The organism is Williamsia sp. z71 (assembly GCF_059553375.1).
This window is the reverse complement of the sequence record NZ_JCANWX010000008.1, coordinates 84,126-110,355: the sequence shown is the minus strand read 5'-3', so window position 1 is coordinate 110,355 and position 26,230 is coordinate 84,126. Positions and strand designations below refer to the sequence as shown.

The following is a 26,230-nucleotide window of genomic DNA, read 5'->3' as shown; positions in this document are numbered from 1 at the left end:
GGGGGATCAAGGTCGTGCCGGGGTCGGCGGCGGCGGTCCGGCAAGACCGGACTTGGTCACTTCGAACGCCTCGCCGAGGAAACGGCGCAGATCGTCGTGGGGTGCGGTTCCCGCGGTCCACATCTCCAAGGCCACGCGCAGAGTGCAGAGCGCGTTGGTGAAGACGAGCCGCTCGAAAAGGCCCATCGCAGTTGTCGGGCCGCGCGCGGCGACGACCTCGGTGAACCGTTCCTTCTGCATCGCAGCGAGGTCGCTGTTGTCCTTGTGCGCGACCAATGTCGGCTCGGTCTCGAGCAGCCGGATCAGGGTGGCGAACTGGTTCGGTACGGCTTCCGTATCGCAGGCGATCTCGGTGAGTGCGTATTCGACTGCATCCCAGAGAGATTCGTCCGCCGGACGGGACTCGATGAAATCGGCGATCCGGCCGAGGACAACACCGACGAAATGGATCAGCGCGTCTTCTTTGCCGGCGAAGTAGTTGTGGAAGGTCCGCGCCGAGACTCCGACCTCGGCGGCCACGGTGTCGACCGAGACAGACTCCAGACCACCATCGGCCGCATGCCGGAGCACCGCGGTCGCCAAGGCAAGCCGGGTCGCGGCCTTCTTGGATTCACGTAGTCCCATTTGCTGCATGCAGACCACGGTACGGAAATTGCAGTGCCCTGCAAATTTTCTGATGGGTGCAAAATTGACTGGTCGATCACATGCGAGCAGGGACGGTGACCCCGGTCACCGGCCATGGTTCAGAACTTCGGCGGCATTGCGGCCAGGGTTCGCTACGGTTGGCCGATGCGCGCAGCGATCTCAAAACTCGTCGGGGCCACGATCATTGCCGGAGGTGTGGCGATGGCATCGACCGCCTGCTCCGGAGACGACTCCGCCCAATCAGATGACTCCACATCGGTATCGGCCTCGGCGGTCACCACCGACACCTCTGCCGCCCGTGCCTCTCAGGCCGGTAGCGCGGCCTCCCAGAACTCGAATGCCCCTGCCGTTCCGGGCCCGTCGCTGCCGCCGGCAACCTCGATCCCGGACTCGAAACTGCTCCCCGACCTCGACGGCGCCCGGTGCGACACCGTGAACGGGCCGGACGGGGCGCTACACGTGATCATCCTCGAGGGCAGCTCGATCGACTGCGCCGTGGCGATGCCGATCGCCAAGGAATACGCACCCATGATCGCGACCGGCAAACCCCAACAGGTTCAGGGGTGGGACTGCGGCCCTTCGCAAACCAGCGGAGTGCTATCCAATTGCACAAAAGACGCTGACACGATCTCCTTTTCGGTCGAATAATCGACGCGACCCGAAACCCGCACCCAAGGATCACTTAGAAATGGTTTAGGAATGCAATATTTCAGGAAACCCATCCACATCTGTCGTCGGCACGAAGCCCAAGTGCCCGCCAGACCGCACAAGATGAGGAGTATTTCCATGAATCGAATTGCGCGCACGACCACAGGTGTTCTCGCAGCTGTCGCAGGAAGCGCGGCACTGGCTTTTGCGGCGGCCCCGGCCGCATCCGCTGCCCCGCTCTCGGTGTGTCCGAGCCTGCCGGGACAGACAACCACGACCGAGGATTGCTCGGCCGACTCCGGGCCGACCGGATTGACCCTGGCCATCACACTCAACGACGGTTCGGCCACCGTCACCGGCGACAACTTCTCCGGCCCGGCTGCCATCGCCATCGGTGAGGGAGCCACCGTAAACATGGAGGGCATTCGCCCCGGCCTCTCGATCGGTATCGCCGGCCCCGGAGCCGACGTGACCGTCACCGGAGAAAGCCGGGTGAGGTGCGAAGACGGCCTGAGCTTCGCCGGCGACTTCCAGACCTTCACGGGTTGCTTCAACGACGGTATGAACGAAATTCCGCTGGGTTAGTCGTTCACTTAGCCCTATCGTTCCGTCCCCGGGTGCTCTATGTTCGAATTCGCGCCGCATGCACGAGTTCGGACCGACCGACACGCAAGCATCCGGGGATGGAGGGGACAGTGCTTCGGACTGTGTTCAACGAAGAACATGAGGCTTTCCGCAAGGTCGTCCGTGATTTCATCAATCGCGAAGTCGTCCCCGTTCACCACGAATGGGAAGAACAGGGCCATCCGCCCCGCGAGTTCTACAACCGGCTCGGCGAGCTGGGAATCCTGGGTATCGAAGCCCCCGAGGAATTCGGCGGCGGCGGTTCCGACTCGTTCAAGTTCACCGCCATCGTCACCGAGGAGGCGGCTCGGGCCGGCGTCACATTCGGCTCATACTCGGTGCATTCGAATCTGATCCTGCCGTACCTGGTCGAATACGCGACCGAAGAGCAAAAGAAGCGCTGGCTCCCCGGATTCATCTCCGGCGAGATCATGACGGCGATCGCGATGACCGAACCGGGCACCGGCTCGGATCTGGCCAACATCGCCACCACTGCCAAGCTGTCCGAGGACGGCGAGTACTACACCCTCAACGGCTCCAAGACCTTCATCACCGGCGGCGCCCTCGCCGACCTCATCCTGGTCGTGTGCCGCACCGCATCGAGCACCTCGGAGAACCGGCGGGCCGGGTTGACCATCTTGTGTGTCGACACCACCTCCGAGGGTTTCTCGGTGGGCCGCAAGCTCGAGAAGATCGGGCTCAAGGCCTCCGACACCGCCGAGCTGTCCTTCGACAACGTGCGGGTACCGGTGACCGACCGTCTCGGCGAAGAGGGCGAAGGATTCAACTACCTCACCCACAATCTCGCCCAGGAACGTCTGACCATCGCACTGCAGGCCTCGGCCTCCGCCCAGGCCGCGCTGCAACACGGCATCAACTACGTCAAGGAACGCGTCATCTTCGGAAAGCCGTTGTCGTCGTTCCAGAACTCGAAATTCGTTCTGGCAGAGTGCGCCACCGAGGTCGACGCCATCGTGCTGATGGCCGACCGCGCACTCGAGCTGCACGACGAAGGACAACTGAGCGTTCCCGACGCCGCGAAAGCCAAACTCTTCTGCACCGAGGGCGCCGGCCGGGTCATCGACAAGTGCCTCCAACTGCACGGCGGTTACGGCTACGTCACCGAGTACCCCATCGCCCGCCTCTACGCCGACACCCGGGTCTCCCGCATCTACGGCGGCACCAGCGAGGTCATGAAGACCATCATCGCGAAATCGCTTGGAATCTGACCTCTTCCGTTCATCAAGCCGAACTCTTTCGACTCAAAAGACAAACGCTCATACGCGATGCCGTGATCGTCGACGTGGTGCGAGGGGTCACTCCCCGGTGAAGTCCCCCACGCGGCGTTCGTTGAAGGCGGCCAGGGCTTCCCGATGATCCTCGGTCGGATGAGACAGGGCCTGCAGGGCCGCCGACAGTTCCAGGAATCCGTCGAAATCCTGCCGTCCCGATTCGCGCAACAGGCGTTTCGTGGCACGTAGCGCGTGCGGCGGGTTCACGGCCACCCGCGCGGCGAGTTCCTGTGCGGTGGCCATCAACTCCTCGGGTTCGACGACCCGCGAGACCAGGCCCCAGTCGAGTGCGGTGGCCGCATCGACGCGATCGCCGGTGAACGCCATCTCGGCGGCCCGCGCGGCGCCCACCGCACGCGGCAACAGCCACGCACCGCCGTCGCCCGGGATGATGCCCAGCTTGACGAAACTCTCGGCGAAAAAAGCCTTCGTGGACGCGACGCGCATGTCGCACATCAGCGTCAGGTCGCACCCTGCCCCGACCGCGGGTCCGTTGACGGCGGCGATGATGGGTACCTCGCAGGTGTACACCGCGCGCGCCAGTCGCTGAATTCCGCGCCGGTACCCCTGGAAGATCTGATGTGGCTTACCACCGAACATTCCGTTGCCCTCGACCATGTCCTTGACATTGCCTCCGGCAGAGAAAGCGCTTCCCGCGCCGGTGAGGATCACCACCCGCGTTTGCGGATCCGTATTCGCCGCCTCGACCAGTTCGACGAGCCGGTCCACCACCTCACCTCCGGAGATCGGGTTCCGGCTCTCCGGCAGGTTCAGCGTCCAGGTGGTGACGTGTCCCTCGGTTCGGGCAAGTACGACATCATTTTCGGCAGTCATCAAACGATCCTATCCACGAGGCGATATCGCCCTGCCCGCGTGCAGCCGAATATCCGGTAATCACACTTGCCAATTTGCAATCGCGTTAAAATTGGCCAGCTCTGATGCGTTGTCGCATCGCGCGGCGGGTCGTCCCCAGGCGGCAACAAGGCCATCTCCTGACCACAGACACCTTGTCAGCGAACAGGATTCGAATGTTTGCATTCATCGCACGCGTCGTTGTCGGCCACCCGTGGCGGGTCATCGCGGGGTGGGCCGTGATCGCGTTGCTCATCATCGTCTTCTCCCCCAGCCTCGGGGACCACACCAGTGGCAACAATCAGGATTTCCTTCCGAAATCGTTCGAGTCGGTGAAAGCGCAAGAACTCGCCGACGAGTACTTTCCCGCCTCGGCCGGGGCCACCGGCACGCTGGTGGTCTCGCGAACCGACGGCGCGCCACTGTCGCCCGCGGATCAACAGACGGCCCTCGGACTCGCGACCACGTTGCAGAACGAGAAGATCCCGGGCGTCACCGCGGTCACCGGCAGCGAAGAATCCTTCTCGCCGGACGGAAAGCTGGCCGCCCTGCAGGTGTCCTTCGAGGGGCAGGCCGGCGACCACGACGCCGATCAGGCGGTACCGCTGGTTCGTGACGATGCCCGCAAGGCGCTCGAAGGTACGGGACTTCGGTCCGGCCTGACGGGCAACGCCTCGATCCTGGTCGATACCGATTCGGCCTATGACGATGCCGAGAACATCATCACGATCGCGACGGTCATCGTCATCGTGCTCACCCTCGGCCTGGTGTTCCGCAGCCCGATCATCGCAGTGGTGCCCATCGTAGTGATCGGCATCGTCTACCTCGCGGTTCGCGGGGTGACCGCCTTTGCCACCGACCTGTTCGACTTCGAGGTGCCCAACACCCTCGATGCCATCCTGCTGGTGGTGCTCTTCGGAGTGGGTACCGACTACATCGTGTTCCTGCTCTTCCGATATCGGGAACATCTGCGGCAGGGCGCAAACCACCATGACGCGCTGATCCTGTCCACCAGGGTGGTCGGGCGGGTGGTCGCCTCATCCGCCATCACCGTGATCGGCGCGTTCGCCGCCCTGTTCCTGGCCAGGCTCGGCTTGTTGAATTCGCTTGCGCCCGGGCTGATCATCGCCGTCGCGCTCATGCTGCTGACAGCCCTGACGCTGATCCCGGCACTCTGCGCCGTGCTGGGCAAATACCTGTTCTGGCCGATGGGCCCGGGCACCGACTCGAAGCGGTCGCCATATGGTCCCATCAGTCGCATGGTCGGGCACCGCCCGGCAATCGTCGTGGTGATCGTCGCCGCCGGGCTGATCGTCCTGACGGTCTTCGCGCCGTCATACAAGTCGACATACGACACACTCAACGAAATGCCCTCTGACACACCCTCTCTCGAGGCATACGACACCCTGTCCGCGTCGTTCCCCCAAGGCGTACTGAGCCCCACCCAGGTGTACGTCAAGACCGACGGACCGGTTCCCCAAGACGAATTGGCCACCCTGCGCGACAACCTCGGCAAGGTTCCCGGTGTGGCATCGGTGTCCGAACCCAGGATCAGTGCGGACGGCACGGCCGCGGTGATGGATGTCATCCTGACCGCCGGGCCATATACCTCCGGGGCACTCGATGTCGCCAAAGGTCCACTCAACGAAGCCGCCCAGAGCTCGATACCGGATGCCCAAGTGCTCGTCGGGGGCGAGTCCGCGACACTGGCAGACGTCCGCTCACAACTCGATTCGGACAGCTTGCGAGTGTTCCCGGTGGCCGTGGTGATCGTGGGCCTCATCCTCGGCTTGCTGCTGCTGTCCGTGCTCGCACCACTGAATCTTCTTGTCTGCGTGGGCCTGACGTTCGGCGCCACCCTCGGAGCGGTTGTCATCGTGTTCCTGTTCGCCGCCGGACTCGACGGGGTCGACTTCACCACCCCGATCGTGCTCTATCTGTTCGTGGTGGCCATCGGCACCGATTACAACATCCTGCTGACCGAACGGATCCGAGAAGAGTTCCTGAACGGCCATCGACCTGCCGAGGCCGCCAGGATCGCCATCGCGGGCAGCGGACCCACAGCCGCCGCGGCCGGCACCATCCTCGCATTGACCTTCGCCTCCCTGATCCTCACCGGACTCGACAACCTCAGAGAACTCGGCACCGGTGTGGCCATCGGTGTACTACTGGCCTCCCTGGTGATGGCGCCGATGTTGGTCCCCGGACTCTCCGTGCTGCAGCGAAGCGCATTCTGGTGGCCGACGAAAAGAACCAAACCCCCTGCAGCCGACGCGGATGCGAAATCACCCGGCCCCGGAGGCGACGGGCCGAAGTCAACAGAGCCTGTTCTTCATTGATCGATACCGCAGGTGTCCCGACGAGTAGCATCGGCCCCGTGACCGAAGCACCGGTACGCACCAACAATCGCCTCGATGCCAAACGTGTCCTCGTCTACAGCGACGACGCGAGCACCCGCAGGCAGATCATCGCCGCCCTCGGCGACTTCCCACCCGACGGACTCGATCCCTTCCTCTATGTGGAGGTCGCCACCGGACCGGGCGTGATCCGCGAGATGGACGCCGGAAGCATCGACCTCGCGATTCTCGACGGCGAAGCCGCACCGGCGGGCGGGATGGGGATCGCGCGGCAATTGAAGGACGAGATCGAGGCCTGCCCACCGATCATCCTGCTCACCGGCCGGGCCGAGGATCGATGGCTGGCGTCATGGTCGCAGGCCGAGGCCGTGGTGTCGCGCCCGATCGATCCCTTTGCGCTCACGAAAGCAGTGGTCACCGTGCTGCGTTCGCGCGCTTAGCTCCTTTTCCACCCACGCACCGTCCCCGGTTCACACCGCCCTGGCCGCGGAACCCTTTTATGAGCGATCCAGATAACTGCGATTACAAATCAGCACCGCCATCCATGCCCGTTACGGTGTCACGGCAGGGCCGGCCGGCGGTAGTCTGTGCTTCAGATCACACATAGCCCCCGGGTGATCCGAGCACGAACATCGACTTCCCATTCCGGCCCTGTCCGAGCGTCGTCACCCACTCCGCAACCACTCGCTGGGAAGGAGCAACCGCACCCGTGAACCTGTATGTGCCGATTTTCGTACTCGGCCTGATCGCAGCGGTATTCGCGGTCGGGTCAGCTGTGCTCGCGAGCGTCGTGGGTCCTCGGAGGTACAACCGTGCCAAGCTGGAGGCGTACGAGTGCGGCATCGAACCTCTCCCAAATCCACTGGGCGGCTTGGGAACCGATGAGGATTCGGGAAGTGTTACCCGGCAGCGCATTCCGGTGAAGTACTACCTGACCGCGATGCTGTTCATCATCTTCGACATCGAAATCGTGTTCCTGTATCCCTGGGCCGTCTACTTCGACTCGCTCGGCGTGTTCGGTCTGATCGCGATGGCGCTGTTCATCTTCAACGTCTCGGTGGCGTACGCCTACGAATGGAGGCGCGGCGGACTTAGCTGGGACTGACGGCTCGAACCGAGCACACTGCCCGAAAGAGAGTGTCCATCATGGGTCTTGAAGAAAAGCTCCCCAGCGGGTTCCTGCTGAGTACGGTCGAGGGCCTGGCCGGTTACATGCGCAAGGGATCGCTGTGGCCGGCAACCTTCGGTCTGGCCTGCTGCGCCATCGAGATGATGGCCACCAGCGGTGGACGTTTCGACATCGCCCGCTTCGGGATGGAGGCCTTCCGCGCGTCGCCGCGTCAAGCCGACCTGATGATCGTCGCCGGCCGGGTCAGCCAGAAGATGGCACCGGTCCTGCGCCAGATCTACGATCAGATGGCAGAGCCGAAATGGGTTCTTGCCATGGGTGTTTGTGCATCCTCGGGTGGAATGTTCAACAACTACGCCATCGTCCAGGGCGTCGACCATGTTGTCCCGGTCGACATCTACCTCCCCGGATGTCCCCCGCGCCCGGAAATGCTGCTGCACGCAATCCTCAAGCTGCACGAGAAGATCCAGGAGATGCCGCTGGGAGTCGACCGCGACGAGGCCATCCGCGCAGCCGAACAGGCCGCGTTGTCGGCCACCCCGACCATCGAGATGAACGGGTTGCTGCGATGACCGGGCCGACCGGCGACAATTCCGGACGTGAGGTGATCGGCATCCGCCGCGGCCTGTTCGGCGCGAGCGGCAGCGGTGACACCTCCGGGTACGGCGGGCTCATCAAGCCGATCGCCATGCCCGAGCGCACACCTCGGCCATACGGCAGCTATTTCGACGACGTTGTCGACCAGCTCGAACAGACCCTCGCCGGCCACGGTGGATCTGGTGCGGACCAGGCGATCGAGAAGGTCGTGGTGTTCCGCGACGAACTGACGATCTACGTGCGGCGCGAGCATCTACCGGCGGTTGCCGGTGCACTCCGCGACGATCCCGGCCTGAGATTCGAGCTGTGCCTCGGTGTCAGCGGCGTGCACTACCCGGCCGAGACCGGCCGCGAGCTCCATGCGGTGTATCCACTGTTGTCGATCACCCACAATCGCCGGGTTCGGATGGAAGTCGCTGTGCCGGATGCGGATCCACACATCCCGTCGCTGTGTGCGATCTATCCGACCTGTGATTGGCATGAGCGGGAAACCTACGACTTCTTCGGCATCGTGTTCGACGGCCATCCCGCTCTGACCAGAATCCAGATGCCCGACGACTGGGAGGGTCATCCGCAACGCAAGGACTATCCGCTCGGAGGTATCCCGGTCGAGTTCAAGGGCGCCCGCATCGCACCACCCGATCAGCGGAGGTCGTACAGCTGATGACCATCTACAACGCCACCGGACAGGACTGGGACGAGATCGCCGACGCCGCCACCGGTGCGGGCGAGGAGCGGATCGTCGTCAACATGGGACCGCAGCATCCGTCGACCCACGGGGTCCTGCGCCTGATCCTGGTGCTCGAGGGTGAGACGGTGATCGAGGCCCGTTGCGGTATCGGCTACCTGCACACGGGGATCGAGAAGAACCTCGAGTTCCGCAACTGGACCCAGGGCGTCACGTTTGTCACCCGGATGGACTATCTGTCCCCGTTCTTCAACGAGACGGCCTACTGCCTCGGCGTCGAGAAACTCCTCGACATCACCGACGCGATCCCCGAGCGGGTCAACGTCATCCGGGTGATGCTGATGGAACTCAACCGGATTTCCTCACACCTGGTCGCCCTGGCGACCGGCGGTATGGAACTCGGCGCCGTCACCGCGATGCTCTTCGGATTCCGCGAACGGGAGCTGATCCTCGACGTCTTCGAGATGATCACCGGCCTACGGATGAACCACGCCTTCATCCGCCCCGGCGGGCTGGCCCAAGACCTACCCGACGGTGCCGTCGACAAGGTCCGCGACGTGCTGCGGGTTCTGCCCGGTCGCCTGCGCGACATGGAAGATCTGTTGAGCGAGAACTACATCTGGAAGGCCCGGACCCGCGGTGTCGGCTACCTCGACCTCACCGGATGCATGGCCCTGGGCGTCACCGGCCCGATCCTGCGGGCGACGGGACTGGCCCACGATCTGCGCCGGTCCGCTCCGTACTGCGGGTACGAGGAGTACGAGTTCGACGTCATCACCGACACCGATTGCGACTCGTACGGCCGGTACCAGATCCGGGTCAAGGAGATGAAGGAGTCGCTCAAGATCGTCGAGCAATGCCTCGACCGGCTCCGTCCCGGCCCGATCATGGTCGAGGACAAGAAGATCGCCTGGCCTGCCGAACTCACGGTCGGGGACGATGGCCTGGGAAACTCCCCGAAACACATCTCCGAGATCATGGGGTCCTCCATGGAGGGTCTGATCCACCACTTCAAACTGGTCACCGAAGGGATGCGGGTCCCGCCAGGTCAGGTCTATATCCCGATCGAATCCCCCCGCGGCGAACTCGGCGTCCACATGGTCTCCGACGGTGGCACCCGCCCCTACCGGGTCCACTTCCGGGACCCGTCCTTCACCAATCTGCAAGCGGTGGCGGCGATGTGCGAGGGCGGGATGATCTCCGACGTGATCGCCGCCGTCGCCGGCATCGACCCCGTGATGGGAGGTGTCGACCGATGAGCGCCGAGCCGGTTTTCATCGACTTCGGGACACCCGGTGAGGTGGCCGCGGAATCCCAGCGCTACCCCGACGACGTGGCCGCCCGCCTGTCCGGTGACGCCGCGCAGATCATCGCCCGGTATCCCAGCCCGCGGTCGGCGCTGCTTCCCCTGCTGCACCTCGTACAAAGTGTCGACGGATACATCACGCCGGCCGGGATCGGCTTCTGCGCAGAACAACTCGGACTCACTCCGGCCGAGGTGACCGCGGTGTCCACCTTCTATTCGATGTACCGGCGCGAAGAGACCGGCGACTACCTGGTCGGGGTCTGCACCAACACGCTGTGTGCGGTCATGGGTGGCGACCAGATCCTGGACGACCTGCGCGAACACCTCGGCGTGGAGGCCGGGCAGACCACCACTGACGGCTTGATCACGTTGAAACACATCGAATGCAACGCGGCCTGCGACTACGCGCCGGTGGTGATGGTCAACTGGGAGTTCTTCGACAACCAGACACCCCGGTCCGGCCGCGACCTGGTGGACGCGCTGCGCCGGGGAGAGCCGGTGACGCCGACCCGCGGTGCACCACTGTGCACGTTCCGCGAAACCGCCCGGATCCTGGCGGGTTTCCCCGACGAGCGAGACGGCGCCTCGGATGCCGCCGAGCCCGGTGCCCCGACACTCGCCGGGCACCGCATCGCCCGGGAGCGGGGCATGCACGCCCCCGACCCGACGGCGTCCGACGACGTCGACGGGCCCGATGAAGATCGGGCAGCTGCCGAATCGAAGGCCGACAAGCCCGCACCGGCACCGTCGGCCGACGTGCCCTCAGAGGGAAAGGCGAGCTGAGATGCCGTTGACACCCGTTCTGTCCCGATACTGGGACGAGCCCCGGTCCTGGACACTCGACGCCTACCGCGGCCATGACGGTTACGACGCGCTCGACAAAGCGCTGGCGATGGACCCCGACGATCTCATCGCAACCGTCAAGGCCTCGGGACTACGCGGACGCGGAGGTGCCGGGTTCCCCACCGGGATGAAGTGGTCGTTCATCCCCCAGGGCGACGGCAAGCCGCACTACCTGGTGGTCAATGCCGACGAATCCGAACCCGGCACCTGCAAGGACATCCCCCTGCTCCTGGCCACGCCCCATGTGCTGATCGAGGGCATCATCATCGCGGCGTACGCGATTCGGGCTTCGCACGCGTTCATCTACGTTCGTGGCGAGGTGATTCCGGTTCTGCGGCGCCTGCAGACCGCGGTCGCCGAGGCATATGAGGCCGGACTCCTCGGCAGCGATATCCGCGGGTCCGGATTCGACCTGGAACTGGTGGTCCACGCCGGGGCCGGCGCGTACATCTGCGGCGAGGAGACCGCACTGCTCGACTCCCTCGAAGGTCGACGCGGCCAGCCTCGTCTGCGTCCCCCGTTCCCGGCGGTTGCCGGTCTCTACGCCAGCCCGACCGTGGTCAACAACGTCGAGTCGATCGCCAGCGTCCCGGCCATCATCCTGCGCGGCAACGACTGGTTCCAGACCATGGGCACAGAGAAGTCACCGGGGTTCACGCTGTACTCGCTGTCCGGCCACGTCACCACCCCGGGCCAGTACGAGGCCCCGCTGGGGATCACCCTTCGTGAACTGCTCGAGTTGGCTGGCGGTGTGCGGGCCGGCCACGAACTCAAGTTCTGGACACCGGGAGGTTCTTCGACGCCCCTGTTCACCGCCGAACATCTCGATGTCACCCTCGACTACGAGGGCGTCGGCGCGGCCGGTTCGATGCTGGGTACCAAGGCATTACAGATCTTCGACGACACCACCTGTGTGGTCCGCGCGGTATTGCGATGGACCGAGTTCTACGCCCACGAATCCTGCGGCAAATGCACACCCTGTCGCGAGGGCACCTACTGGCTGGTCCAGATTCTGCGCGATCTGGAGAGCGGAACCGGCACCGAAACCGATCTGCAGAAGTTGCTCGACATCTCCGACAATATCCTCGGGAAGTCGTTCTGCGCACTCGGTGACGGCGCCGCCAGCCCGATCATGTCCTCCCTCAAGTTCTTTCGAGACGAATACATCGAGCACGTCCGCGGCGGCGGATGCCCGTTCGATCCGGCCAGGTCCACCCTGTTCGAACCGGTGGGTGCATGATGACGCTGACCAACAATTCGACCTCCGACCCCGCCGTGACCGACGTGGTGGCGATCACCATCGACGGCACCGAGCTCCGAGTTCCGAAGGGCACCTTGGTCATCCGCGCCGCGGAGCTGGTCGGCGTGCAGATACCCCGATTCTGCGACCACCCACTGCTCGATCCGGTGGGGGCCTGCCGGCAATGCCTCGTCGAAGTCGAGGGCCAGCGCAAACCTCTCGCCTCCTGTACCACGACGGTCTCGGACGGCATGGTGGTCCGGACACAACTGACGTCACCGGCCGCCGAGAAGGCACAGCGCGGCGTCATGGAGTTACTGCTGATCAACCATCCCCTCGATTGCCCGGTCTGCGACAAGGGCGGCGAGTGCCCGCTACAGAACCAGGCGATGTCCAGCGGTGCGGCCGAGTCCCGGTTCGAGGGTGTCAAACGGACCTTCCCCAAACCGATTCCGCTCTCGACAGAGGTCCTTCTCGACCGCGAACGGTGCGTGCTGTGCGCGCGCTGCACCCGGTTCTCGGATCAGATCGCCGGCGACAGGTTCATCGACCTCCTCGAACGCGGCGCGCAGCAGCAGGTCGGGATCGCCGACGACGAACCCTTCCAGTCGTACTTCTCCGGCAACACGGTGCAGATCTGCCCGGTCGGCGCGCTGACCGGTGCAGCCTACCGATTCCGGGCCCGCCCCTTCGATCTCGTTTCGAGTCCCAGTGTCTGCGAGCACTGTGCCGATGGCTGCGCGCAACGTACCGATCACCGGCGCGGCAAGGTGTTGCGGCGTCTGGCCGGCGATGATCCGGAGGTCAACGAGGAGTGGAACTGCGACAAGGGTCGCTGGGCCTTCACCTATGAGACCGCGCGGGACCGCATCACCACGCCGCTGATCCGGGATGCCGCAGGCAACCTGGTCGCCGCCTCCTGGCCGCAGGCCGTGGCCGTTGCCGCCGCCGGCCTCAAGGCCGCAGGTTCACGCACCGGTGTCCTGGTCGGCGGCCGGAGCACCGCCGAGGACGCCTACGCCTATGCGAAGTTCACCCGAACAGCATTGGGCACCAACAACGTCGACTTCCGCAGTCGCGCCCATTCCGCCGAAGAGGCCTCCTTCCTGGCCTCCCGGATCGCCGGTCGGCCGCTGGCCCTGACCTACTCCGACCTCGAGAAGGCGCCGACCGTCCTGCTGGCGGGTCTCGAACCGGAAGAAGAGTCACCGATCATCTTCCTGCGCCTGCGCAAGGCGGTGCGCAAACGCGGACTTACGGTGATCTCGATCGCGCCATTCGCAAGCAATGGCCTGTCGAAAATGTCGGGCGGTCTGGTGAGGGTCGTCCCCGGCGCCGAACCTGCTGCACTGGAACAACTCCAGAACTCGGATCACCTGCGCAAGCCGGGTGCGGTGATCCTGGTGGGCGAGCGACTGGCCCAGGTTCCGGGTGCGCTGACCGCGGTGGGTGCACTCGCCGACGCCACCGGGGCCTCGATCGGATGGGTCCCCCGACGGGCCGGTGAAAGGGGAGCCCTCGAGGTCGGCGCGCTCGGCAACCTCCTGCCCGGCGGCCGACCGGTCCGCGACCGGATCGCCCGCGCCCAGGTACGTCAGGTCTGGGGTACGGAGCTGCCACCCACGCCGGGCCTCGACACCGGCGAAATGCTCTCGGCGGCAGCCGCCGGTGAGGTGGAGGCCCTGGTGGTCGGCGGTGTGGAACTGGCCGACCTGCCCGATCCGGACGCCGCCCTCGCCGCACTTGTCGCGGCCCCGTTCGTGGTGAGCCTGGAGATGCGGGCGAGTGTCGTCACCGACCACGCAGACGTCGTGTTCCCGGTCTCGCCGGTGGTCCGCAAGAGTGGCACGTTCGTGGACTGGGAGGGTCGTCCCCGCCCGTTCGAGGCGGCCCTGCCCAGCGACGGTGCGATGCCCGATCAGCGAGTCCTCGACGCGATCGCCCGCCGGCTGGGCCGCGACATCGACCTGCCCGATGCGGCCAGTTCCCGTGACGAACTCGGCCGGCTCGGTGCGTGGGACGGCGACTTCGAAACATCCCCTGCCACAAGCCCTGCCGAGATCCCCGAAGCCTCGCCAGGACAGGCAGTGCTCGCCAGTTGGCGGATGCTGCTGGACTCCGGGCGCCTACAGGACGGGGAACCCCACCTGGCCGGCACCGCGCGGCGTCCGGTGGTTCGGCTCTCCGCCGCGACGGCCACCGAAAACGGTCTTCACGACGACGAACTGGTCACCGTCAGCAGCGACCGCGGATCGATCACGCTGCCACTGGCGATCACCGACTTACCAGATCGTGTCGTGTGGCTCCCCCTGAACTCACCGGGCAGTTCCGTCCACTCCGCCCTGGGCCCGGCTGTCGGACAGTCGGTTCAGATCACGCCGGCCGCGAGGGTGGAACGCTCATGACCGACCTGTCCGCCTTCGGCCACGACGCCTGGTGGCTGATGACCATCAAGGCCCTGGCGATCTTCGTCTTCCTGGTGTTGACCGTCCTGATCGGCATCCTCGCCGAGCGTCGCGTGATGGCCTGGATGCAGACGCGGATCGGACCCAACCGCGTCGGTCCGATGGGGCTGCTCCAAAGTCTCGCCGACGGTGTGAAGCTCGCGCTGAAGGAAGGCATCATCCCGGCCGGCGTCGACAAGCCGATCTACCTACTGGCACCGATCATCTCGGTGGTGCCCGCCATCATGGCGTATGCGGTGATCCCGTTCGGTCCCGAGGTGTCGGTCTTCGGGCACCGGACACCGTTGCAGCTGACCGATCTGTCGGTCGCCGTCCTGTACATCCTCGCGGTCACGTCGGTCGGCGTCTACGGGATCGTGCTCGCCGGCTGGTCCTCCGGATCCACCTATCCGCTCCTCGGGGGGCTGCGGTCGAGTGCGCAGGTGATCTCCTACGAGATCGCCATGGGCCTGACCTTCGCAGCGGTCTTCCTCGATGCCGGGACCATGTCCACCTCGGGCATCGTCTCTGCACAGGACGGCACCTGGTACGTCTTCCTGCTGCTGCCCTCGTTTGTGGTCTACGTGATCTCGATGGTCGGTGAGACCAACCGTGCGCCTTTTGATCTCCCGGAGGCAGAGGGTGAACTCGTCGGCGGCTTCCACACCGAGTATTCGTCGCTGCGTTTTGCGATGTTCATGCTCGCCGAATACATCAACATGGCCACCGTGTCAGCGCTGGCGGCGACCCTGTTCTTCGGCGGATGGCATGCACCCTGGCCGATTTCGATCTGGGACGGCGCCAATTCGGGATGGTTCCCGTTGATCTGGTTCGTCGCCAAGGTCTGGGGATTCCTGTTCTTCTTCATCTGGCTGCGCGCCACCCTGCCTCGGCTGCGCTATGACCAGTTCATGGCGCTGGGCTGGAAGATCCTCATCCCGGTTTCCCTGGCCTGGGTGATGGTCGTCGCCACGGTCCGCGCACTCCGCAACGAGGGATACAGCAGCGCCACCGCCGTCCTGAGCGTGGCCGGCGTCGTCGTCGCGCTGGCCCTGATCGCGGTGCTGTGGAAAGTCTTCCGCGGCAGACGCGATCGCCGCCGCGACGCACCCGAACTCGTCGAGCGCATAGAACCGTTCGATGCCATGGCGGGCGGCTTCCCGGTCCCACCGATCAAGGAGAGCAGCGATGCGTAACCCCTTCGAGCCCCTGGCCGGTTTCGGCGTCACCTTCCGGTCGATGTTCAAGAAGAACAACACCGAGCTCTATCCCGAGGTCAAGAAACCAACCGCAGCCCGCTATCACGGGCGTCACCAACTCAACCGCTACGCCGACGGGCTGGAGAAGTGCATCGGCTGCGAGTTGTGCGCCTGGGCCTGTCCCGCCGATGCGATCTATGTCGAGGGCGCCGACAACACCGACGACAACCGCTATTCACCGGGTGAGCGTTACGGCGTTGTGTACCAGATCAATTACCTGCGATGTATCGGCTGCGGGCTGTGTGTCGAGGCCTGCCCGACCAGGGCCCTGACGATGACCAACTTCTACGAGATGGCCGACGACAACCGGGCCGACCTGATCTACGGCAAAGACCAACTACTGGCCCCGCTCGCCGACGGTATGACACCACCGCCGCACGCGATGGCTCCGGGCAGCACGGACGAGGACTACTACCGCGGCAATGTGATCGGCGAGGTGATGCCGCCGAGCACGTCCCGGTGACACCCGCCCGCCGACGAGAGACCTTGAAGGAGAATCGCAGTGAACAGCCTGTTGTCCGCATCGACACTTGTCGCACAGCCGCTGACGCAGACGTCGACCGCTGAGGCGGTGCAGTTCTGGATCCTCGGCACGATCGCCGTCCTCGGCGCCCTCGGTGTGGTGTGCTCGGCGAAAGCGGTGTACTCGGCCGTCTTCCTGGCGATGACCATGATCATTCTTGCCGTCTTCTACATCGCCCAGGGTGCAATGTTTCTCGGCGTCGCGCAGGTGGTCGTGTACACGGGTGCGGTGATGATGCTCTTTCTGTTCGTCCTCATGCTCGTGGGGGTCGATTCGACGGACTCCCTGGTCGAGACCATTCGCGGGCAACGCCTTGGGGCCACGGTGGCCGGTCTCGGTTTCGGGATCCTCCTCATCGCCGGTGTCGGAAGCGCCTCGGTCACCGTCTTTGCCGGAGTCGAGGAAGCCAACGCGGGTGGCAACGTCGAAGGACTGGCCGAGATCATCTTCATCCGGTACCTGTGGGCGTTCGAATTGACCGGTGCACTGCTGATCACCGCCACCCTCGGCGCCATGGTGCTCGCGCATCGGGAGCGGCTCGGCCCCAAGATCACCCAACGGGAGATGTCCATCAACCGGTTCCGTGACGGTGAACGAGCCACGCCCCTGCCCAATCCCGGCGTCTACGCCCGGCACAACGCGGTCGACATGCCGGCGCGACTCCCCGATGGCTCCTATTCCGGCCTGTCGGTCAGCGAAGTCCTCGTACCCCGCGACCCGTTCGGTCCGGGTCCCGAAATCGGCGATCCGGAGCGCCGATCATGAATCCGGAGAACTACCTGTATGTTTCGGTGCTCCTGTTCACCATCGGGGCTGCCGGCGTTCTTCTCCGGCGCAATGCCGTCGTGGTGTTCATGTGTGTCGAATTGATGCTCAACGCCTGCAACCTCGCATTCGTCACCTTCGCCCGCATGCACGGCAATCTCGACGGCCAGGTGATCGCGTTCTTCACGATGGTCGTCGCTGCCGCGGAAGTTGTTGTCGGCCTGGCGATCATCATGATGATCTTCCGCACCCGTCGCTCGACCTCGGTCGATGCTGCCGATCTGCTGAAACTCTGAGCCCCCATGGACAAACTCATCTGGGTTCTTCCGGCACTGCCCCTGGCCGGGGCGGCAATACTGCTGCTGGGCGGTCGACGCACCGACCGATGGGGTCATCTGCTCGGTTGCCTCATGGCACTGGCATCGTTTGCGTTCGGCGTCGCCGCGTTCTTCGACATGCTCGGCACCTCCACCGACGACCGGTCGATGAATCAAACCCTGTTCACCTGGGTCCCGGCCGGTGAACTGCAGGTGGACTTCGGGTTACAGCTCGACCAGCTCTCCATGTGCTTCGTCCTGCTCATCACCGGCGTCGGGTCACTGATCCACATCTACTCCATCGGATATATGGCGCCCGATCCCGGAAGACGTCGGTTCTTCGCATATCTGAACCTCTTTCTCGCAGCAATGCTGCTGCTGGTCCTGGCCGACAACTATCTCGGCCTGTACCTGGGCTGGGAGGGCGTCGGCCTGGCGTCCTACCTGCTGATCGGTTTTTGGCACGAACGACCCGCCGCCGCAACCGCCGCGAAGAAGGCCTTCGTGGTCAACCGCGTCGGTGACATGGGCCTGGCGATCGGCATGATGATCATGTTCGCCACGTTCGGCTCGGTCGGCTTCTCCGAGGTGTTCGGCGGCGCCGGCGAGGCCGGTGAAGGAACACTGACCGCGCTCGGACTGATGCTGCTGCTCGCGGCCTGCGGGAAATCGGCCCAGGTTCCCCTGCAGTCCTGGTTGGGCGACGCCATGGAAGGCCCGACCCCGGTGTCCGCACTGATCCACGCGGCGACCATGGTCACCGCCGGTGTCTACCTCATCACCCGTTCGGGTCCGATCTTCGATCTGGCCCCGAATGCCCAACTGGCCGTGGTGATCGTCGGCGCGGTGACCTTGCTCTTCGGCGCGATCATCGGCTGCGCGAAGGACGACATCAAGAAGGCGCTGGCCGCATCGACCATGAGCCAGATCGGCTACATGGTTCTCGCCGCCGGGCTGGGACCGGCCGGCTACGCCTTTGCCATCCTGCACCTGATCACCCATGGATTCTTCAAGGCCGGTCTCTTCCTCGGCGCCGGTTCGGTGATGCACGGCATGAACGACGAGACCGACATGCGACGGTACGGCGGTCTGCGGACCCTGATGCCGATCACATTCGTCACCTTCGGGCTCGGATACCTCGCGATCATCGGCATCCCGCCGTTCTCGGGGTTCTTCTCGAAGGACAAGATCATCGAAACCGCCTGGGCGGCAGGTGGCGTCAAGGGCATCATCCTCGGCAGCGTCGCGGTACTCGGGGCCGGGATCACCGCGTATTATATGACGCGCGTGATGCTGTTGACCTTTTTCGGGGACCGGCGGTGGAAGCCGGATACGCATCCCCACGAGTCGCCGCCCTCGATGACCGCGCCGATGGTCGTGCTGGCGCTCGGATCGGTGGGCGCCGGCGGGCTCCTGGTTCTCGGTGGTTCGCTACAGAACTGGCTGGAACCCGTTGTCGGGGAACACCACGGGCATCTCGGCGTCCCGGTGTGGGTGATCACCGTCAGCACCCTGGCCGTGGTGCTCGTCGGAGTGGGCATCGCCTACCGCCAGTACGCCGGGCGCACCGTTCCCGAAACGGCCCCGGACGAGGTGACACCGTTGACCGAGGCCGCTCGCCGTGATCTCTACGGCGATGCCTTCAACGAGAGGGTGTTCATGCGCCCGGGCCAGAAGCTCACCGCCGCACTGGGTGTGGCCGACACGAAAGGCGTCGACGGTGTTGTGCAAGGCATCTCGGGCGCGGTCGCCGGGGTGTCGGCAGGCGCACGTCGCCTCCAGACCGGCTTCGTTCGCTCGTACGCGCTGTCGGTGTTCGCCGGTGCCGCCCTGGTGGTCGCGATGATGATGGTGGTGAGGGTGTGGTGAGCGACGTTCCCTGGCTGACCCTGCTGTGGGCGGTACCCGCCGTGGGCGCCGTGCTCATCCTGAGCCTGCCGCCGCGGATGCGCGAGCACGTCAAGTGGATCGCCCTGGCCACATCGGGGGCGGTACTCACCATCTCCATCGGCCTCGCGATCGACTTCGACACCGGCGGCGAGCAGTTCCAGTTCGTCGAATCCAGGTCGTGGATACCGGCTTTCGGCGCCACCTATTCACTGGGCATCGACGGCATCGCCCTGGCCTTGGTGGTCCTGACGGCGGTCCTGTTGCCGCTGCTCCTGATGGCCGGCTGGCATGACGCCGACCCGGGCCGTCGCCGGGCCACCCATCGCTACGTGGCGTTGATGTTGCTCGTCGAGGCGATGGTGATGATCTCGTTCACCGCCCTCGACATCCTGCTCTTCTACATCTTCTTCGAAGCCATGCTGATCCCGATGTACTTCCTCATCGCCGGGTTCGGGAGTCCCCGCGATTCCGGGGCGCGCACCCGCGCGGCGGTGAAGTTCCTGCTCTACAACCTCGTCGGCGGACTGGTCATGTTGGCGGCGGTCATCGGACTGTATGTCGTCACCGTCGATCAGGGTGGTGGCACCTTCGATTTCCGCGAGATCGTCGCGGCGATCTCGTCGGGCACACTCGACATCGATCCCACCGTGGCCAAGGCACTGTTCGGCGGTTTCATGTTCGCCTTTGCGGTCAAGGCACCACTGTGGCCGCTGCACACCTGGTTGCCCGACGCCGCAGTTCAGGCCACCCCGGCCGGCGCAGTGCTCATGATGGCCGTGGTCGACAAGGTGGGAACGTTTGCGATGCTGCGCTACTGCGTGCAGTTGTTCCCAGATGCCACAAGGTATTTCACGCCGCTGATCATCACGCTGGCGGTGATCGGCATCGTATACGGCGCGGTCCTCGCGATCGGGCAGACCGACATGATGCGGCTCATCGCCTACACGTCGATCTCCCATTTCGGCTTCATCATCCTGGGCATCTTCGCACTGACCAGCCAGGGGCAGACCGGCTCGACGCTGTACATGGTGAACCACGGGATCGCCACGGCCGCGCTGATGCTCATCGCCGGATTCCTGGTGACCCGGCGGGGCACCCGCAACATCGCCGACTACGGCGGGGTCCAGAAGGTCGCACCGATCATGGCCGGCACATTCCTCATCGCCGGGCTCGCAACGCTCTCGCTCCCCGGCCTGGGCCCATTTGTCAGCGAATTCCTCGTTCTGATCGGCACTTTCACCCGTTATCCGGTGGCTGCGATCTGCGCGTCGATCGCCTTGGTCCTCGCTGCGCTCTACGTGTTGTGGATGTTCCAGCGCGTCATGACCGGCCCGGTGACGAAGGCCAACGCACAGATAGGCGATCTCAAACGACGCGAGCTCATGGTCGTGACACCGCTCATCGCGTTGCTCCTGGTGCTCGGAATCTATCCGAAACCGGTTCTGGACGTGATCGATCCGGCTGTCGGCCACACCCTGACCGTCATCGATGAACAAGATCCGGCGCCCGCTGTCGCCGAAACCGACGGAGGACCGCGATGAACTCCGCTGCGGACGTGTTGCCCGCCCCGTCCATCGAATACGCCCAGCTCTCCCCGATGCTGATCGTCTTCGGCGTGGCGGTGGCCGGTGTGCTGGTCGAAGCATTCGCCCCGGCCAGATATCGCTACGGCGGACAGCTGGTGCTGAGCAGCGGCGGCCTGGCAGCGGCGTTCATAGCCGTGGTGACACTCGCCGGCACCCGGGCATCGGCAGCGGTGGGTGCGGTCGCCGTCGACGGACCGACGCTGCTGATGCAGGGCACGATCCTGGCGGTGTCGGCCTTGGTGATCCCGCTCATCGCCCAACGGACCTCGGTCGGCGTCTCGGCGCATGCCGGGGTCGGTGCCACGGCATCGGGTGGACGAAAGGTCCTGGACGCGTTCACCTCTGCAGCCGCAACTGCACCCGGAAGCGAGAGCGAACACACCGCCACCCGGGCCGGGATCATTCAGACCGAGGTCTTTCCACTGGTCATGTTCGCGGTCGGCGGGATGCTGTTGTTCCCGGCATCGGACGATTTGCTGACGATGTTCATCGCCCTCGAAGTACTGTCGCTCCCCCTGTACCTGCTCTGCGCGATGGCTCGACGGCGTCGCCTGTTGTCCCAGGAGGCGGCGCTGAAATACTTTCTGCTCGGCGCCTTTTCGTCGGCGTTCTTCTTGTTCGGGGCCGCCTTTCTCTACGGTTATGCCGGGTCCGTCCAGCTCTCCGAGATCGCGGCCGCCGTCGACGCCGACACCGCCGATCGGACGCTGGTGTTGATCGGTGCCGGACTGGTGTCGGTGGGGTTGCTCTTCAAGATCGGTGCGGTGCCGTTCCACTACTGGATCCCCGATGTCTACCAGGGCGCGCCCACCCCGATCACCGCGTTCATGGCCTCGGCCACCAAGATCGCCGCGTTCGGAGCCGTCCTGCGTGTCTTCTACGTCGCGTTACCGGACCTCAAGGATGACTGGCGCCCGGTGATGTGGGCGGTGGCGATCGCGACCATGGTGCTCGGTTCGGTTGTGGCCATCACCCAGACCGACATGAAGCGGATGCTGGCGTATTCCTCCGTCGCGCACGCCGGATTCATCCTCACCGGCGTGATCGCGATGAGCCGAGATGGCCTGTCGTCGACCATGTTCTATCTGGTGGCCTACGGCATCAGCACGGTCGGGGCCTTTGCCGTGCTGACGTTGGTCCGGGACGGCTCCGGTGAGGTGACCGCGATGTCACGGTGGGCCGGGCTCGGTCGTCGTTCCCCGGTGGTGGCGGGGGTCTTCGCACTGTTCCTGCTGGCATTTGCCGGGATACCGCTGACCAGTGGATTCGTCAGCAAGTTCGCGGTGTTCGAAGCCGCCGCATCCGGTGGAGCCGTACCGCTGGTCATCGTGGGCGTGCTCAGCAGCGCGATCGCTGTGGTCTTCTACATCCGGGTGATCGGGTTGATGTTCTTCACCGAACCCAAACCCGACGCCGATGCTGACGCTGATGCCCCGACCGTCGTGACACCCAATATCGGCACCACCGTGATCATCGGGATCAGCGCCGCGGTCACCGTGTTCATCGGCATCTTCCCGCAACCGCTGCTCGACCTCGCCGACAATGCGGCGGTGTTCTACCGCTGACATCCCGGACTGCCGGTGAAACTGGAACGTGTTCTATATTGTGGCGGTATGACCAGCCAGAGCCCGGTACGGACCGTGGTGTGGGGAACCGGCAATGTCGGGCGGGCGGCGATTCGCGCAGTCGAGGCACATCCTGATCTCGAGCTCACCGCCGTGATCGTGCACAACCCCGACAAGGTCGGGCGCGACGCCGGCGACATCGCCGATGTCGGCCGCAGCCTCGGTGTCGTGGCCACCGACAACATCGGGAGAGCGCTGGCAGAGGCCCAGGCCGTGGTCTATGCGGCATCCGGAGACATCAGACCCGAGGACGCCCTCGCCGACATCACCCGCGCGATCCGCGGCGGCGCAACCGTGGTCAGTCCCTCGGTCTACGCGCTCTACGACCCCACCTCCGCCCCGGCGCAGTCGCGTGACCCCGTACTCGCCGCCATCGACGACGGTGGTGGATCGCTCTTCGTATCCGGTATCGATCCCGGTTGGGGCAACGACATCCTGCCGATCCTCGCGAGTGGTCTGGCATCGACCGTGGAACAGGTGCGTTGCCAGGAGATCTTCGACTACACAACCTACGATCAGCCGGACTCCGTGCGATATCTCATCGGAATGGGGCAACCCATGGACTACGACCCGCCGATGGTGGCAGCGACGGTCCCGACGATGGTGTGGGGCGGGCAGATTCGGCTGATCGCCCGCGCCCTCGGTGTCGAAGTGGACGAGATCCGGGAGACACTGCTTCGCCGACCACTGGAAACCACGATCGAAACTGCGCAGATGGGGACCTTTGCGCGAGGCACACAGGGAGCACTGCGATTCGAGGTCCAGGGCATCGTCGACGGTGAACCGCTGATCGTCATCGAACACATCACCCGGATCCACCCGTCCTGCGCACCGGACTGGCCGATGCCGCCCGACGGTGGCGACGGCGCACACAGGGTCATCATCGAAGGACGCCCACGGATAGAGATCACCGTCGAGGCGACAGACGAAGGGGGTAACCGTGCCGCCGGCGGAAATGCCACGGCGGTGGGCAGATTGGTGAACTCGATCAATTGGCTCCGCGCGGCCGGCCCCGGACTGTATGACGCGCTCGACGTTCCGCTGACACCGGCACTCGGCAAACTCAAGAGGAAGACACCGACATGAGAATCGACGTCCCCGACGGCAAAGACCCCATCTCCTACGTGTGGGGTGAGATGGTTCCGGCGATCGGGCCGGCGGCCGCCAACTTTTCGATGAAGGTCTATTCGGATTCCACCCTGGGACTTCGGGAATTCGAGGCGGCCCGGCTCCGGATCGCGCAGATCAACGGATGCGTCTTCTGCCAGGACTGGCGGACCGAACGGGACGGTGTGAAGGTGGAGCCGACGTTCGATCAGGCCGTCGAGAACTGGCGCACCACCGACGCCTTCGATGCCCGCACCCGCCTTGCAGCCGAGTACGCCGAACGGTATGCGATCGACCACCACGGACTCGATGACGAGTTCTGGCCACGGATGACCGCGGCCTATGACCAGCGTGAAATCGTGGAGCTGAGCATGTGCCTGGGCTCGTGGCTGGCGTTCGGTCGCCTCAATCACGTTCTCGGCCTCGACACCGCCTGCGCGCTGCCGAGCCACTGAGCTCCAGACCGCCCGGGGGGTCAGACCACCCAGGGAAGTCCGACGATCGAGCGGAAGTCCGAACTCGCCAGCTTGATCCGCCACCGGTTCCGCTGCGACAACGCAATGGCATGGAGCCTGGCCCCGCCCTCCCTGACAAGCGTCGAGGGATCCATCGGCGGATTCGAGTAGTACAGGCGTTCGGCCACTGCAACCATCTCCTATGCGGTCAGACATCATCAGGCGAGCAAGCGAGAGGGTTGTACTGGACAGAAATCGGGCTGTGATCTGGTCCATTCGGCGTACCGCCTGTGATGCAGAGCACAAGTGTAGCGGGAAATCGGACAATCGCAAGACCACTGCGACGAAGCCACCCACCGGCCGGAAAATCCCATCCTCACTCGATGTCGGCCATGGTCTTGCCGACGTCCGCCAACGTCATCGGTGAACTGAAATTGGTCCGGTACTTCAGCGGCGGGATATCGCACCGGTAAAGACCGTCGACATCGGGACCGAAGTCCGCGGCTTCCCAGCCCTGCGGCCTGGCCACCTCGACGTTGAAGCAGGGTGACGGCGGGATGGGCTCGGCCAGATTGCGCGCCACGTGCAAACCGCCACCGGTCCAGGCGGTCTCGGTCCTGGCCGCCTGATACACACAGGTCCGGGTCAGATCGTCACCACATGAGGCCGCCGCCTTCGCGAACAGCAACCACGAGGACATCGCCCGGATCGCCGGCAATGTCAGCTGTGAATCCGGGGCGTAGTTCGCCTGCAGGGCAAGCAGTTCCTTGATCGCCGAGGCTCCGCTGTTCAGCGGTGCGTTGCCGCCCAGATCGAGGTAGTTGTTCTGTTCCTCCGCGGAATCGCCGAGGAGTTCGATGAATTCGTCACCATAGGCGTTGTTGTTGGTGTCGACCCAGTCGAGCTTGTAATTCATCGAGGTCAGCACCGATTCGAGCTGGGCCAACTGCCGGAACTCCCCGTAGTAGATCAGCCCCTTGACGCCCTTGCTCTTGATGGCTTGCGCATAGGGCGTCCAGTCCGAGACACCCATCGCCGGATACAGATCGTTGTAGACGAAACTTCCACCGGCGGCCTCCACGGCTTCCACCGCTTGCGCGCCGAGAACCTTGGTCACCGGCGAATCCCCGTTGATGATCCCCACCAGGTTCTTCGACTTCGGATAGGCCTTGTTGACCAACCATGACCGGAACCCGAAATACGGGTCGTACCCCGGGGTCAGGCTCGGATCGGCGCTGACCTCCAGATCAGCACCGGCGGAGGCCACCTGGGTGGCCTGCGCGGTGAAGGTCGGCATCCCACAGTTCAGCCGTTCTTTGACACCGAGACCGTCGAGGGCGGATCCGCCACCGACGAGAACGAAGTCAGTGGCGCAGGCCTCGACCATCTGTTGACGGACATCCATCAATCTGGCATCACGGATGTTGGCGACGATCTTGCGGCCGTTGATTCCTCCGTTGGAGTTACACCAACTGGTGAACATCTCGGCAGCATCGACGAACTCGCGGTTCTTGGTGAAGCCGACGTCGGAGAAGACACCCACCCTGATCTCATCGTCGGTCACGCCCTGCGTAGGTGATCCCGTCGCGGTCCCTTCCTGACAAATATTGGTCAGGTCACCGAAATTGTTCGGGATGGATACAGCCGCCGCACCAGTACTGCCTGCGCCCTCGGCGTGGACTGTGCCACTGCCGGTCTCGGTGCGGACGGCACCACCGTCGACCTCGTTGCTACATCCGGCCACAAGCACCGCACCGGCAATCAAGGCGATCAGCACACGATGAGGTTTCACCTTCACTTGCTCCGTTCGTCGGCAGGACACGCTCGGCGTCCAACCACCCTCGACCTCGATGACCCCCGCCCCGTGCCACACGGGGACCCATCTTGGCAGAGAAGCCGATCGAATTCGGGGAATCCCCAAGACCGCCCTGCACCTTGCTCGGAGCTGAAGGTGGGCATTCTCCGACGCGGTGATGAAGTGACGCCGCGCCGGCCTGAACTCCCCGCCCGATCAGGAAGACCCGCAGCCCCACCGGCG

General features: G+C 64.6%; 25 protein-coding genes. 21 read left to right on the top strand and 4 right to left on the bottom strand.

What is annotated here, in order from left to right:
• Nucleotides 1–6: 6 nt before the first annotated feature.
• Nucleotides 7–633: a TetR/AcrR family transcriptional regulator gene (locus AC51GR_RS19785; RefSeq protein ID WP_496326356.1), complete on the bottom strand. Its 627-nt coding sequence runs from the start codon at nt 631–633 to the stop codon at nt 7–9.
• Nucleotides 634–789: 156 nt separating this feature from the next.
• Here AC51GR_RS19785 and AC51GR_RS19780 point away from each other — a divergent pair, with 156 nt between their 5' ends.
• The 3 genes from AC51GR_RS19780 to AC51GR_RS19770 all read left to right on the top strand — a co-directional run bounded on the left by AC51GR_RS19780 (nt 790) and on the right by AC51GR_RS19770 (nt 3,146).
• Nucleotides 790–1,293 (top strand): hypothetical protein, encoded by a 504-nt coding sequence (locus AC51GR_RS19780; RefSeq protein ID WP_496326355.1) that lies wholly within the window; start codon nt 790–792, stop codon nt 1,291–1,293.
• A 138-nt stretch (nt 1,294–1,431) separates the two neighbouring features.
• Nucleotides 1,432–1,878 (top strand): hypothetical protein, encoded by a 447-nt coding sequence (locus AC51GR_RS19775; RefSeq protein WP_496326354.1) that lies wholly within the window; start codon nt 1,432–1,434, stop codon nt 1,876–1,878.
• A 110-nt stretch (nt 1,879–1,988) separates the two neighbouring features.
• Complete coding sequence (locus AC51GR_RS19770; RefSeq protein WP_496326353.1) at nt 1,989–3,146, top strand: acyl-CoA dehydrogenase family protein; 1,158 nt, start codon at nt 1,989–1,991, stop codon at nt 3,144–3,146.
• A gap of 87 nt (nt 3,147–3,233) precedes the next feature.
• Here AC51GR_RS19770 and AC51GR_RS19765 read toward each other — a convergent pair whose 3' ends face one another.
• A complete protein-coding gene (locus tag AC51GR_RS19765) occupies nt 3,234–4,043 on the bottom strand; it encodes a crotonase/enoyl-CoA hydratase family protein (protein ID WP_496326352.1) in 810 nt (269 codons plus the stop codon).
• A 194-nt stretch (nt 4,044–4,237) separates the two neighbouring features.
• Here AC51GR_RS19765 and AC51GR_RS19760 point away from each other — a divergent pair, with 194 nt between their 5' ends.
• From AC51GR_RS19760 to AC51GR_RS19675, 18 genes are all read left to right on the top strand, one after another.
• Entirely contained in the window at nt 4,238–6,400 is a 2,163-nt protein-coding gene (locus AC51GR_RS19760; protein ID WP_496326351.1) for an MMPL family transporter, read from the top strand.
• 38 nt (nt 6,401–6,438) lie between these two features.
• Nucleotides 6,439–6,858, top strand: coding sequence for a response regulator (locus AC51GR_RS19755; protein WP_496326350.1), 420 nt, complete (start codon nt 6,439–6,441; stop codon nt 6,856–6,858).
• A 269-nt stretch (nt 6,859–7,127) separates the two neighbouring features.
• Nucleotides 7,128–7,523 (top strand): NADH-quinone oxidoreductase subunit A, encoded by a 396-nt coding sequence (locus tag AC51GR_RS19750; protein ID WP_496326349.1) that lies wholly within the window; start codon nt 7,128–7,130, stop codon nt 7,521–7,523.
• A 41-nt stretch (nt 7,524–7,564) separates the two neighbouring features.
• A complete protein-coding gene (locus tag AC51GR_RS19745; protein WP_496326348.1) occupies nt 7,565–8,119 on the top strand; it encodes a NuoB/complex I 20 kDa subunit family protein in 555 nt (184 codons plus the stop codon).
• A complete protein-coding gene (locus AC51GR_RS19740; protein WP_496326347.1) occupies nt 8,116–8,808 on the top strand; it encodes an NADH-quinone oxidoreductase subunit C in 693 nt (230 codons plus the stop codon). The genes AC51GR_RS19745 and AC51GR_RS19740 overlap by 4 nt, the downstream gene beginning before the upstream one ends.
• Nucleotides 8,808–10,091: an NADH dehydrogenase (quinone) subunit D gene (gene nuoD, locus AC51GR_RS19735; protein ID WP_496326346.1), complete on the top strand. Its 1,284-nt coding sequence runs from the start codon at nt 8,808–8,810 to the stop codon at nt 10,089–10,091. The genes AC51GR_RS19740 and nuoD overlap by 1 nt, the downstream gene beginning before the upstream one ends.
• Nucleotides 10,088–10,921, top strand: coding sequence for an NADH-quinone oxidoreductase subunit NuoE (gene nuoE, locus AC51GR_RS19730; RefSeq protein ID WP_496326345.1), 834 nt, complete (start codon nt 10,088–10,090; stop codon nt 10,919–10,921). The genes nuoD and nuoE overlap by 4 nt, the downstream gene beginning before the upstream one ends.
• A gap of 1 nt (nt 10,922) precedes the next feature.
• Nucleotides 10,923–12,221: an NADH-quinone oxidoreductase subunit NuoF gene (gene nuoF / locus AC51GR_RS19725; RefSeq protein WP_496326344.1), complete on the top strand. Its 1,299-nt coding sequence runs from the start codon at nt 10,923–10,925 to the stop codon at nt 12,219–12,221.
• The gene (locus tag AC51GR_RS19720; RefSeq protein ID WP_496326528.1) at nt 12,221–14,626 is read left to right on the top strand and encodes an NADH-quinone oxidoreductase subunit G; all 2,406 of its coding nucleotides are present in this window, start codon (nt 12,221–12,223) and stop codon (nt 14,624–14,626) included. Before nuoF ends, AC51GR_RS19720 begins: the two co-directional genes overlap by 1 nt.
• A complete protein-coding gene (gene nuoH / locus AC51GR_RS19715; RefSeq protein ID WP_496326343.1) occupies nt 14,623–15,861 on the top strand; it encodes an NADH-quinone oxidoreductase subunit NuoH in 1,239 nt (412 codons plus the stop codon). The genes AC51GR_RS19720 and nuoH overlap by 4 nt, the downstream gene beginning before the upstream one ends.
• Nucleotides 15,854–16,387 carry an NADH-quinone oxidoreductase subunit NuoI gene (nuoI, locus tag AC51GR_RS19710; protein WP_496326342.1) on the top strand — a complete coding sequence of 178 codons (534 nt, stop codon included), beginning with the start codon at nt 15,854–15,856 and terminating at the stop codon, nt 16,385–16,387. Before nuoH ends, nuoI begins: the two co-directional genes overlap by 8 nt.
• 48 nt (nt 16,388–16,435) lie before the next feature.
• Nucleotides 16,436–17,212, top strand: coding sequence for an NADH-quinone oxidoreductase subunit J (locus AC51GR_RS19705; RefSeq protein WP_496326527.1), 777 nt, complete (start codon nt 16,436–16,438; stop codon nt 17,210–17,212).
• Nucleotides 17,209–17,508: an NADH-quinone oxidoreductase subunit NuoK gene (nuoK, locus tag AC51GR_RS19700; protein WP_496326341.1), complete on the top strand. Its 300-nt coding sequence runs from the start codon at nt 17,209–17,211 to the stop codon at nt 17,506–17,508. The genes AC51GR_RS19705 and nuoK overlap by 4 nt, the downstream gene beginning before the upstream one ends.
• Before the next feature lie 6 nt (nt 17,509–17,514).
• On the top strand, nt 17,515–19,398 hold the full coding sequence (nuoL, locus tag AC51GR_RS19695; protein ID WP_496326340.1) for an NADH-quinone oxidoreductase subunit L: 1,884 nt from the start codon (nt 17,515–17,517) through the stop codon (nt 19,396–19,398).
• Nucleotides 19,395–20,960: an NADH-quinone oxidoreductase subunit M gene (locus AC51GR_RS19690; RefSeq protein ID WP_496326339.1), complete on the top strand. Its 1,566-nt coding sequence runs from the start codon at nt 19,395–19,397 to the stop codon at nt 20,958–20,960. Before nuoL ends, AC51GR_RS19690 begins: the two co-directional genes overlap by 4 nt.
• Nucleotides 20,957–22,570, top strand: a complete 1,614-nt coding sequence (gene nuoN, locus AC51GR_RS19685) for an NADH-quinone oxidoreductase subunit NuoN (RefSeq protein ID WP_496326338.1) — start codon at nt 20,957–20,959, stop codon at nt 22,568–22,570. Before AC51GR_RS19690 ends, nuoN begins: the two co-directional genes overlap by 4 nt.
• 48 nt (nt 22,571–22,618) lie before the next feature.
• On the top strand, nt 22,619–23,716 hold the full coding sequence (locus AC51GR_RS19680) for an NAD(P)H-dependent amine dehydrogenase family protein (RefSeq protein ID WP_496326337.1): 1,098 nt from the start codon (nt 22,619–22,621) through the stop codon (nt 23,714–23,716).
• The gene (locus AC51GR_RS19675; protein WP_496326336.1) at nt 23,713–24,192 is read left to right on the top strand and encodes a carboxymuconolactone decarboxylase family protein; all 480 of its coding nucleotides are present in this window, start codon (nt 23,713–23,715) and stop codon (nt 24,190–24,192) included. Before AC51GR_RS19680 ends, AC51GR_RS19675 begins: the two co-directional genes overlap by 4 nt.
• Nucleotides 24,193–24,212: 20 nt before the next feature.
• On the opposite strand, the gene AC51GR_RS19670 is transcribed toward AC51GR_RS19675, so the two are convergent.
• A complete protein-coding gene (locus AC51GR_RS19670) occupies nt 24,213–24,380 on the bottom strand; it encodes a hypothetical protein (RefSeq protein ID WP_496326335.1) in 168 nt (55 codons plus the stop codon).
• A 188-nt stretch (nt 24,381–24,568) separates the two neighbouring features.
• A complete protein-coding gene (locus AC51GR_RS19665) occupies nt 24,569–25,984 on the bottom strand; it encodes an ABC transporter substrate-binding protein (RefSeq protein WP_496326334.1) in 1,416 nt (471 codons plus the stop codon).
• Nucleotides 25,985–26,230: the final 246 nt, after the last annotated feature.